Source organism: Nocardioides sp. GCM10028917 (genome assembly GCF_042666175.1).
Taxonomy (GTDB): domain Bacteria; phylum Actinomycetota; class Actinomycetes; order Propionibacteriales; family Nocardioidaceae; genus Nocardioides.
Genome location: NZ_JBHTFL010000007.1, coordinates 872151 through 882911, shown reverse-complemented (window position 1 = coordinate 882911; position 10761 = coordinate 872151). Strand labels below are relative to the sequence as shown.

The 10761-nt window shown below is 69.4% G+C and carries 8 protein-coding genes and 2 tRNA genes; all 10 read right to left on the bottom strand.

What is annotated here, in order from left to right:
* Positions 1–180: 180 nt before the first annotated feature.
* Positions 181–253: transfer RNA gene (locus tag ACFQW6_RS13635), tRNA-Ala, on the bottom strand.
* A gap of 52 nt (positions 254–305) precedes the next feature.
* On the bottom strand, positions 306–431 hold the full coding sequence (locus tag ACFQW6_RS13630) for a DLW-39 family protein (protein ID WP_378546010.1): 126 nt from the start codon (positions 429–431) through the stop codon (positions 306–308).
* Positions 432–479: 48 nt separating this feature from the next.
* A tRNA-Ile gene (locus tag ACFQW6_RS13625) sits at positions 480–553 on the bottom strand.
* 67 nt (positions 554–620) lie between these two features.
* Positions 621–1166, bottom strand: coding sequence for a DUF3566 domain-containing protein (locus ACFQW6_RS13620; protein ID WP_378546006.1), 546 nt, complete (start codon positions 1164–1166; stop codon positions 621–623).
* Between the two features lie 7 nt (positions 1167–1173).
* Positions 1174–3906 (bottom strand): DNA gyrase subunit A, encoded by a 2733-nt coding sequence (gyrA, locus tag ACFQW6_RS13615; RefSeq protein ID WP_378546003.1) that lies wholly within the window; start codon positions 3904–3906, stop codon positions 1174–1176.
* 60 nt (positions 3907–3966) lie between these two features.
* Positions 3967–6069, bottom strand: a complete 2103-nt coding sequence (gene gyrB, locus ACFQW6_RS13610; protein WP_378547559.1) for a DNA topoisomerase (ATP-hydrolyzing) subunit B — start codon at positions 6067–6069, stop codon at positions 3967–3969.
* A 399-nt stretch (positions 6070–6468) separates the two neighbouring features.
* Complete coding sequence (locus ACFQW6_RS13605) at positions 6469–7026, bottom strand: DUF721 domain-containing protein (protein WP_378546000.1); 558 nt, start codon at positions 7024–7026, stop codon at positions 6469–6471.
* Entirely contained in the window at positions 7016–8143 is a 1128-nt protein-coding gene (recF, locus tag ACFQW6_RS13600; RefSeq protein WP_378545997.1) for a DNA replication/repair protein RecF, read from the bottom strand. The genes ACFQW6_RS13605 and recF overlap by 11 nt, the downstream gene beginning before the upstream one ends.
* A 7-nt stretch (positions 8144–8150) precedes the next feature.
* Positions 8151–9146 (bottom strand): phosphogluconate dehydrogenase (NAD(+)-dependent, decarboxylating), encoded by a 996-nt coding sequence (gene gnd / locus ACFQW6_RS13595; protein ID WP_378545995.1) that lies wholly within the window; start codon positions 9144–9146, stop codon positions 8151–8153.
* 161 nt (positions 9147–9307) lie between these two features.
* Positions 9308–10444 carry a DNA polymerase III subunit beta gene (gene dnaN, locus ACFQW6_RS13590; protein WP_378545993.1) on the bottom strand — a complete coding sequence of 379 codons (1137 nt, stop codon included), beginning with the start codon at positions 10442–10444 and terminating at the stop codon, positions 9308–9310.
* Between the last annotated feature and the right edge of the window lie 317 nt (positions 10445–10761).

The window sequence follows — 10761 nt, the reverse complement described above, 5'->3', positions numbered from 1 at the left end:
CCTTGGCTGGCCCGTCCCTGGGCGCATGTCGCGCAGATCGAGCAGTCAACCGCTGTGCCGGCTTCGGGCGCCCTTGGCAGCATGACCTTCCCCCACCAGTCCCCCTACACGGCCATGTCGAAGTCGACTAGACCACTACAGAAGAGAACGAAACCCCAGGCTGACCTGGGGTTTCGCCGGTGGAGCCTACGAGACTCGAACTCGCAACCCCCTGCTTGCAAAGCAGGTGCGCTACCAATTGCGCCAAGGCCCCGTGGTGGTGGCTAACGGTCGCTGCGCGACCGCCAACAACAGGTGGTGAGAGCTCAGGCCTTCTCGACGGTGTCGGTGGCCTCGGCCCAGAGGGCCTGCTCGTTCTTGCCCTCGTCCATCTTCTTCTTCGCGACGACCGCGCCGGCGGCGGCGATTGCGATCAGCAGGAGCTTCTTCATGGACTCTCCTCGGGATCGGAGCGAAGGGGGTGACGCGAAGGGATGGAGTGGGCCTAGGAGGACTTGAACCTCCGACCTCTTCCTTATCAGGGAAGCGCTCTAACCGTCTGAGCTATAGGCCCGTGCGCCGCAAGCGGCGACGCCGAAGGTTACCTGACCACGGTCAGGCGGTGCCAATCGGGGATCGGCTCACTTCTCGTCCTCGGCGAGGGTCACCTCGATGCCGCCGAGGAGGGCGGCCGCGAGGTTGTAGAGGAACGCCGTCAGGGTCGCGATCGCGGTGATCAGGATGACGTCGACGACCGAGACGAGGAGCGTGAAACCGAGCACCCGCGACATGCCGACGTAGTTGGTGACGTCGAAGGTGGAGTTGCCGCTGTCCCCCTCGACGATGCTCGCCACGGCCGAGTTGATCGAGTCCCACACGCCGGCCGCGCCGAGCACCGACCACACCATGAAGATGGCGACGAAGGTGACGACACCGAACGCGACGGAGAGCAGGAACGACGTCTTCATCACCGACCACGGGTCCACCCGGGTCAGACGCAGCCGGGCCCGACGCGGCTGGCGGCCGGCCGTACGACGGGCGCGGTTGCCCCGCGACTCAGCCGGTCCGGCGTTGGCGCGGTGCTCCTCAGCGGCGCTGGACAGCGTGTCCTGGAGCCGCCCGGTCAGGGACCGCTTGGCGGGCTCGCCCCCGGAGGTACGGCGGGGAGTCGCGGTGCGCTCCGACATGGGTCACTCACTCCTCGGTGTCGTCGGCGGGGGCATCGGCAGGTGCTTCGACAGCGTCCTGACCATCGATTGTTGCATCGTCGACCACGTCGGGCGATTCGGCGGCGGCCTCACGGGCACCTTCCTCGACCTCGGAGGCGGCCTCGGCGACCAGCTCCTCGACCTCCTCGTCCTCACGGGCCTCGACCGAGCGGGCCACCACGGCGACCGTGTCGCCCTTCTTGGGCGTCACGAACTTCACGCCCTGGCTGTCGCGCCCGGTGGCGCGGAAGTTGGCGTCGATAGGGCTGCGGACGACCTGCCCGCCGCTGGTGATCGAGAGGACCTCGTCGCCCTCCTCCACGATGAACGCGCCGACCAGGCCGCCGCGGTCCTCGTTGGTGAGCTTGACCGCGCGGATGCCGACGCCGCCACGGTTGGTGGTGCGGTAGTCGGTGATGCGCGAGCGCTTGGCGTAGCCGCCGTCGGTGATGGTGAAGACGTACTGCTCCTTCACCTCGCTGTCCTCGACAGACGCACCGGCCTCCTCGATGGCCTCCTCGGCCGCGACCTGGGCCGCGCGGATCACGGAGAGGGAGAGCACCGCGTCGTCGTCGTGCTTGAACTTCATGCCGCGCACGCCGCCGGTGGCACGGCCCATCGGGCGCAGCTGCTCGTCGCTGGCCTGGAAGCGGATCGCCTGGCCCTTGCGGGACACCAGGAGGATGTCGTCGTCGGCGTTGACCAGCTCGGCGCCGATCAGCTCGTCGTCGTCCTCGCGGAAGTTGATCGCGATGACGCCTGCCTGGCGCGGGCTGTTGTAGTCGCCGAGCTTGGTCTTCTTGACCAGGCCGGTGCGGGTGGCGAGCACGAGGTAGGGGGCCTGCTCATAGTCGCGGATCGCCAGCACCTGAGCGATGTCCTCGTCGGGCTGGAAGCTCAGCAGGCCGGCGACGTGACCGCCCTTGGCGTCGCGCGCGGCCTCGGGCAGGTTGTAGGCCTTCGTGCGGTAGACGCGACCGGCGGTCGTGAAGAACAGCAGCCAGTGGTGGTTGGTCGTGGCGATGAAGTGCTGGACGACGTCGTCGCCGCGCAGCGTCGCACCACGGACGCCCTTGCCGCCGCGCTTCTGCAGGCGATACTGGTCGGCGCGGGTGCGCTTGGCGTAGCCCCCGCGGGTGATGGAGACGACGAGGTCCTCGTCGGGGATCAGGTCCTCCATCGACAGGTCGCCGTCGGCGGCGATGATCTGCGTACGCCGCTCGTTGCCGTACTTGTCGACGATCTCGGTCAGCTCGTCGGAGACGATCTGCCGCTGGCGCGCCTCGTTGGCCAGGATGTCCTCGAGGTCGGCGATGACGCGCTCGAGCTCGGCGAGGCGGTCCATGATCTTCTGGCGCTCGAGGGCGGCCAGGCGGCGCAGCTGCATCTCGAGGATCGCGTTGGCCTGGATCTCGTCGATCTCGAGCAGCGCGATGAGTCCCTGGCGGGCCTCGTCGACGTCGGGGCTGCGACGGATCAGGGCGATGACCTCGTCGAGCGCGTCGAGCGCCTTGGCGAGCCCGCGGTAGATGTGGGCCTGGCGCTCGGCCTCGGCGAGCCGGAAGCGCGTACGCCGCTGGATGACCTCGATCTGGTGGGTGACCCAGTTGGAGATGAACTGGTCGATCGGCAGCGTGCGGGGCACCCCGTCGACCAGGGCCAGCATGTTGGCCGAGAAGTTGGACTGCAGCTCGGTGTGCTTGAACAGGTTGTTGAGCACGACGCGGGCGACAGCGTCGCGCTTGAGGATGATCACCAGGCGCTGGCCGGTGCGCGAGCTGGTGTCGTCACGGACGTCGGAGATGCCCTGGATCCGCCCGGAGTCGGCGAGCTCGGCGATCTTGAGCGCCAGGTTGTCCGGGTTGACCATGTAGGGGAGCTCGCTGATGACGAGCATCACGCGACCCTTGGCGTCCTCGTCGATCTCGACCACCGCGCGCTGGGCGATCGAGCCGCGACCGGTGCGGTAGGCCTGCTCGATGCCCTGACGGCCGACGATCAGCGCGCCGTTGGGGAAGTCCGGGCCCTTGATCCGCTCGACGAGCGCGTCCTGCAGCTCCTCGCGGCTGGCGTCGGGGTGCTCGAGCGCCCACTTCGCGCCGTCGGCGACCTCGATGAGGTTGTGCGGCGGGATGTTGGTCGCCATGCCGACCGCGATGCCGGCCGAGCCGTTGACCAGGAGGTTCGGGAACCGGCTCGGGAGGATGGTCGGCTCCTGGGAGCGACCGTCGTAGTTGGGCTGGAAGTCGACGGTGTCCTCGTCGATGTCGCGGACCATCTCCATGGCCAGCGGCGCCATCCGGCACTCGGTGTACCGCATGGCGGCGGCGGAGTCGTTGCCCGGCGAGCCGAAGTTGCCCTGGCCGTTGATGAGCGGGTAGCGCAGCACCCACGGCTGCGCGAGGCGCACCATGGTGTCGTAGATCGCGGAGTCGCCGTGGGGGTGGTACTGACCCATCACGTCACCGACGACGCGCGAGCACTTGGAGAAGCCGCGGTCGGGGCGGTAGCCACCGTCGTACATCGCGTAGAGGATCCGGCGGTGCACCGGCTTGAGCCCGTCGCGTACGTCGGGCAGCGCGCGCCCGACGATCACGGTCATCGCGTAGTCGATGTAGGACTGCTGCATCAGCGTCTGCAGCTCGATCGGCTGGATGCGGTCGTCGCCGAAGCCGAAGCCGTCTGCTCCGCCGCCGGTGCCGGTGGGGGTCTCGGTCATCTCTGGTTCTCTCCTGCGTTCTATCGATGTCTAGGGCTGGTCGTAGATCGGACTAGCGACCTAGATATCGAGGAAACGGACGTCCTTGGCGTTGCGCTGGATGAAGGAACGGCGCTGCTCGACGTCCTCGCCCATGAGGATCGAGAAGATCTCGTCGGCCTGCGCGGCATCCTCGAGCGTCACCTGCTTCATGAGGCGGGCGTCGGGGTCCATCGTGGTCTCCCACAGCTCGTCGGCGTTCATCTCCCCGAGACCCTTGTAGCGCTGGACCGGGTTCTCCTTGGGGAGCTTCTTGCCCTGCGCGAGGCCGTCGGCCATCAGCGCGTCGCGCTCGGCGTCGGAGTAGACGAACTCGTGCTCGGCCGGCTTGTTCCAGCGGAGGCGGTAGAGCGGCGGCTGCGCCATGTAGACGTAGCCGTGCTCGATGAGCGGCTTCATGAACCGGAACAGCAGCGTCAGCAGCAGGGTGTTGATGTGGTGGCCGTCGACGTCGGCGTCGGCCATCATCACGACCTTGTGGTAGCGCAGCTTCTCGAGGCTGAACTCCTCGTGGATGCCGGTGCCGAGGGCCGAGATGATCGCCTGGACCTCGGTGTTGGCGAGCACCTTGTCGATGCGGGCCTTCTCGACGTTGAGGATCTTGCCGCGGATCGGCAGGATCGCCTGGATGCGGGGGTCGCGGCCCTGGCGGGCGGAGCCGCCGGCCGAGTCGCCCTCGACGATGAAGACCTCGCACTCGGCTGGGTTGGTCGACTGGCAGTCGCTGAGCTTGCCGGGAAGGCCGCCACCGCCGAGGAGGCCCTTGCGGCCGCGCGCGAGCTCGCGCGCCTTGCGGGCAGCGATCCGGGCGTTGGCGGCGGCCTGCGACTTGCGCACGATGTCGCGGCCCTCGGCCGGGTTCTGCTCGAACCAGGCACCGAGCTGGTCGTTCATGATCCGCTGGGTGAAGCCCTTGGCCTCCGTGTTGCCGAGCTTGGTCTTGGTCTGGCCCTCGAACTGCGGCTCGCCGAGCTTGATGGAGATGATCGCGGTGAGTCCCTCGCGGATGTCGTCACCCGAGACGCGGTCCTCCTTCTTCTTGATCAGGCCCCACTCCTCTCCCCAGTTGTTGACCAGGGAGGTCAGCGACGCTCGGAAGCCCTCCTCGTGCGTGCCGCCCTCGTGGGTGTTGATGTTGTTGGCGAAGGTGTGGACCGACTCGGTGTAGGTGGTGTTCCACTGCATCGCGACCTCGAGGCTCATGTGCTGGCCCGAGGCCCCCTCGGCCGTCTCGGCCTCGAAGGAGATGACCGTGGCGTTGGCCTTGTCCTTGCGGCGGTTGAGGTGCTCGACGTAGTCGACGAGGCCGCGGTCGTACTTGAAGACCTGCTCGAGGCCGCCCGCCTCGGCCCGCTTGATCCCGTCGTGTCCGGCACTGTCGATGTCGCCGGCGATCGTGTCGTCCTCGACGGCGTCGACGATCGCCTCTGCCCGGGCGCGCTCGTCGCGGACGACGAACTCGACGCCCTTGTTGAGGAACGCCATCTCGCGCAGGCGGGAGGTGATCGTCTCGAGGTTGTAGTCGGTGTGCTCGAAGATCTCCTTCGAGGCGTACCAGGTCACCGTCGTGCCGGTGCCCTCCCCCGCGTCGAGCGGGCGGACCTGCTCGAGGTCGGCGTCGGGCGTTCCGAGCTGGAAGGACTGGCGCCACAGGTGGCCGCGGTTCTTGACCTCCGCGACCAGGCGCGAGGAGAGCGCGTTGACCACCGAGACGCCGACGCCGTGGAGGCCGCCGGAGACCTTGTAGCCGCCGCCGCCGAACTTGCCGCCGGCGTGGAGCATCGTCAGGGCCATCGTCAGCGCGGGCATGTCCTGCCCCGGGGCCGTGTCGGTCGGGATGCCGCGACCGTTGTCCTCGACCCGGACGCCGCCGTCGGCCTGGAGCGTCAGCACGATCCGGGTCGCGTAGCCCGCGAGGGCCTCGTCGACGCCGTTGTCGACGATCTCCCAGATGAGGTGGTGGAGCCCGCGCTCGCCGGTGGAGCCGATGTACATGCCCGGGCGCTTGCGCACGGCCTCGAGGCCCTCGAGCACCTGGATCGCCGACGCGTCGTACTCGACGCTGCCGTCGACGGCGGTGTTGGAGCGCCTCTCCTCGCCCGTCTCCTCGACGGCAGCGGCCAGCGCCTGGGCGCGCTCGGCCTCGGTGGGACTGTCGGCGGACTGTGGATCGGGAGCGGAACCGGGAGTGGCGTCGGGGGTGGCCGGGGTGGACTCGTGGTTCTGTTCGCTCAAGGCACGGCCTTCTGCTCATCGCCCCGGAGCTGGCCCGGGGGCGTTCGACATGAGTCGAGTCGCGGCGGTTGCGGTGGCAACACAGCGTGCGACTCGTAGCGCCACAATACCCGTCAGGACGCCTCAACCGAAGCATCGACCCCCGGTTGGGGATGGATCTGGACGAAAAGATGGCCCCAGCGGGCCCATGAGGGCCTGTCAGCCGGTCGAACAGGGGGGTCGGTGGGCCCCCATATGGTCCGGAGCCTGCCAGATCGGCAGATCGGGGCTCTGGCGATCGGGCCCTGCTCAGCCGTAGGTGTCGCGCGGACCGCGACCGTCGCGGCTCGACAGCCGCCCCTTGGTCCAGCTCGGCAGGTGGGGTCCGAGCACCTCGATCACGGTGACGGTGCCGTGCCCGAGCTCCTCGTTGAGACGCCGTACGACGGTGGGCGCGAGCAGCTTGAGCTGCGTGGCCCAGGCCGTCGAGTCGGTGCGCACCACCAGCCGGCCGTCGTCGAACGACTCCGGCGTGCAGTGATCGGCCACCTCGTCGCCGACCAGCTCGGCCCACCGTCCGAAGACGCCCTGGACCTTGAGGTCGAGCTCCCAGCCGTGGTTGGCGATCAGCCGCCCCATCGCCTGCTCGAGCAGCTGCGGGTCGCGGTCGTCGGGTCGCGCACCCGAGGACTTCGTGAACGTACGACGGCGGAAGGTCGAGGACGTCTTCCGTGGCTTGCCACCCGGGGTGGCAGCCGCCGCTCGGGCCGCCGAGCGCGCCAGGTCGAGCCCGTCGGGCTGGTGCTCCGCCGCGGCGTCCACCGGCGTGGGCTCCTCGGACGCCTCATCGGGGTCGTCAGTCGTCACGGGTCACGGTCCCGTCGGCGACGAGGAAACGGGCACCCTGCAGGGACGCGGGCACGTCCGCGGCGACCGCGGCCGTGACCAGCACCTGCTCGGCCCCGGCGACGAGCTCCGCCAGCTGCTGGCGACGGTCGGAGTCGAGCTCGGCGAAGACGTCGTCGAGGACCAGGATCGGGTCGTCGCCGTCGGCGCGCAGCAGGTCGTACGACGCCAGGCGCAGCGCGAGCGCGAATGACCACGACTCCCCGTGGGAGGCGTAGCCCTTGACCGGCAGCCGCAGGTTCGGGTCGCCGAGGGAGAGCAGCAGCTCGTCGCGGTGCGGGCCGACCAGGGAGATGCCGCGGTCGAGCTCCTCCTTGCGCCGCGCGGCGATCGCGTCCAGCAGCGCCTGCGGGAGGTCGTCGCCGACCTCCACGCTGGCGCGGTAGTCGAGGTCGGCGTCGTCCCGGCTCGCGCCGCGGGCGACGGCCTCGTACGCCTTGCCGAGGTAGGGGCGCAGGTCTTCGACCAGCCGCAGGCGGGCGCCGAGGATCTCCGCGCCGACGCGGGCGAGGTTGTCGTCCCAGATCTCGAGCGTCGACATCGCGGCGTCGCGTGACGAGCCACGGGCGACGCCGGCCGTCTTGAGGAGGCTGTTGCGCTGCTTGAGCACCCGGTCGTAGTCCGACCGTACGCCTGCCAGCCGCGGCGAGCGGAGGATCAGCAGGTCGTCCAGGAACTTGCGCCGGTCCGACGGGTCGCCCTTGACGAGCGTCAGGTCGTCGGGGGAGAAGACCACCGTGCGCACGAGGCCGACGATCTCCCGGGGCCGCGGCAGGGGTGAGCGGTTGATCCGGGCACGGTTGGCCCGCCCGGGGTTGAGCTCGACCTCGATCAGCGCCGGCCGTCCCTCCTTCACCACGGACGCGCGGACGATCGCCTGGTCGGCGCCGGCCCGGACCAGCGGCGCGTCGGTCGCGACGCGGTGCGAGGAGAGCCGCGAGAGGTAGTCGATCGCCTCGACCAGGTTGGTCTTGCCCTGGCCGTTGCGGCCGATGAACGCCGTCGCCCCCGGCTCCAGCGCGACTTCGATGTCGGCGTAGGAGCGGAAGTCGTGCAGGGTCAGGTGCGCGACGTGCACAGGGACATCAGCTCTCGCCGGGCTCCTGGCCGCTGCCGGCACCGGCCTTCTTCGCCGTCTCGGTCTGGTCGGCGGGGCCGCCGTCCTCGACGTCGCCACCCTTGGGCGCCGGGGTGCGCACCGCATGCCCACCGAACTGGTTGCGCATCGCGGCGACCGCCTGCATCGCCGGGCTGTCGTCCTGGCGGGAGACGAAGCGCGCGTACAGGGCCGCGGTGATCGCCGGCGTGGCGACGGCGTGCTCGATGCCAGCCTCGACGGTCCAGCGACCCTCGCCGGAGTCCTCGGCGTAGCCGGCGACCTTCGACAGGCCCGGGTCGTCGTCGAGCGCAGCGACCATGAGGTCGAGCAGCCACGAGCGGATGACGGTGCCTTCTCGCCAGGACCGGAACACCTCGGTCACGTTCTCGACCATGTCGACCTTCTCGAGCAGCTCCCAGCCCTCGGCGTAGGACTGCATGATCGCGTACTCGATGCCGTTGTGGACCATCTTGGAGAAGTGCCCGGCGCCGACCTTGCCGGCGTGGACCGACCCGAAGTCACCCTCGGGCGCCAGCGCGTCGAAGGCCGGCTGCACCTTCTCGATGTCGTCGGCCTCGCCGCCGTACATCAGCGCGTAGCCGTTCTCCAGGCCCCAGACCCCGCCGGAGACGCCGCAGTCGACGTAGCCGATCTTCTTCTCGGCGAGCAGCTCGGCGTTGGCGATGTCATCGGTCCAGCGCGAGTTGCCGCCGTCGACCACCACGTCGCCCTCGCCCAGCAGTCCAGCGAGCTCCTGGACCGTCGCGCGGGTCGGGTCGCCCGCGGGCACCATGACCCACACGACCTTGGGGCTCGGCAGCGCCTCGACGAGCGCCTCGAGCGAGTCGACGTCGCTGACGTCGGGGTTGCGGTCGTAGCCCACGACCGTGAGTCCCGCGCGGCGCATGCGCTCGCGCATGTTGCCGCCCATCTTGCCGAGTCCGATGAGTCCGATGTCCATGGTCACGAGACTAGCCTCCAACCTTCGGTGGTCGAGTAGCCGAGCGAGGAACGAGCGAGGGCGTATCGAGACCTCACCGTTCAGGTGGATCTCGATACGGACGACCAGGAGTTCGCGAGCTCACTCCTGCGTCCTACTCGATCTGGCTGAGCAACGTCGTGCGCGCGAGCGCGCACGACTGCTCAGCTCAGCAGCCTCCGCGGCATCAGCAGGTAGCGGAAGGAGCCGGTGGTGTCGTCGGCGTCGGTACCGGAGATGACCACGGGCTTGGTGGCCTGGGTGAAGGCGAGGTCGACCATCTCCCCGTCGATGGCGGTGAGGCCGTCGAGCAGGAACTGGGGGTTGAAGCCGGTCGTCAGGTCGTCGCCGTCGATGTCGGCGTCGACGGCCTCGGTCGCCATCGCCTCGTCGCCGGAGCCGGCGTCGAGGACGATCTGGTTGTCGCCGAACTTCATCTGCACCGCGGTGTTGCGCTCGGCCACCAGCGCGACGCGCTTGACGGTCTCGATCAGGTCGGCCTTGCTGACCTTCGCCACGGTGAGGTGCTCGGCCGGGAAGAGTGACCGGACCTTGGGGAACTCGCCGTCGAGCAGGCGCGTGGTGGTGCGACGTACGCCGCCCAGGCCGCTGCCCTCGAAGCCGATCAGGCCCTCGCCGGCGCCGCTCGAGCTCAGCGCGATCGTCACCTCGGCGCCGGAGGTGAGCGACTTGGCGGTGTCGCCGAGCACCTTGGCCGGCACGAGCGCGGCCACCGACTCGTCGGGGGACTGGGGGTTCCAGGTGAGCTCACGGTGCGAGAGGCGGAAGCGGTCGGTGGCGAGGAGCGCCATGGTGGACCCGTCGATCTCGATGCGTACGCCGGTGAGCACCGGCAGCATGTCGTCGCGACCGGCCGCGGTCACGGCCTGCGCGACGGCGTGGGCGAAGTCGGCGCTCGAGACGGTGCCGGTGGCCGAGGGCATCTCCGGCAGCGTCGGGTAGTCGGAGACCGGCATCGTCTGCAGGCTGAAGCGCGCGGACCCGCAGGTGAGCGAGACGCGGGGACCGTCGAGGGTCAGCTCGACCGGCTTGGCCGGCAGGCTGCGGCAGATGTCGGCGAGGAGGCGTCCGCTCACCAGCGCCTTGCCCTCGTCGTTGACCTCGGCGGAGAGGGTGGCGCGGGCCGAGGTCTCGTAGTCGAACGTCGAGAGCACCAGTCCGGCGTCGCTCGCCTCGATCAGCAGACCTGCCAGGACCGGCGAGCTGGGGCGGACCGGCAGGCTGCGCGCAGCCCAGGCAACGGCATCGGCGAAGACGTCGCGTTCGACGCGGAACTTCACAAGGGTCTCCTCGACGAGAGGTGGTGCGGGCAACGAGCGGCTGCACGCAGGCGGGAACCACACGCGTGCACGTGGGAAGTGCATCCTGCCACGCGCGGTCGGGGCGGCGGCAGGGTTCTCCCCAGAGGGAGGGCGGTGAGGTGTTGGCGGGAGATCGGACCAGTGTTGAGGTTCATAGTCGTCGTAGGGTCCGTGGAAAGTGTGGACAAGGAACGTTTGCGCAGGTCAGCGGGATGAAACCCTGTGGATGACGGGTGTGGACACCGCCGGACGACACCGGCGGGAGGTGTGGACGGCGGCGCGGTTCGTGTGGTTCG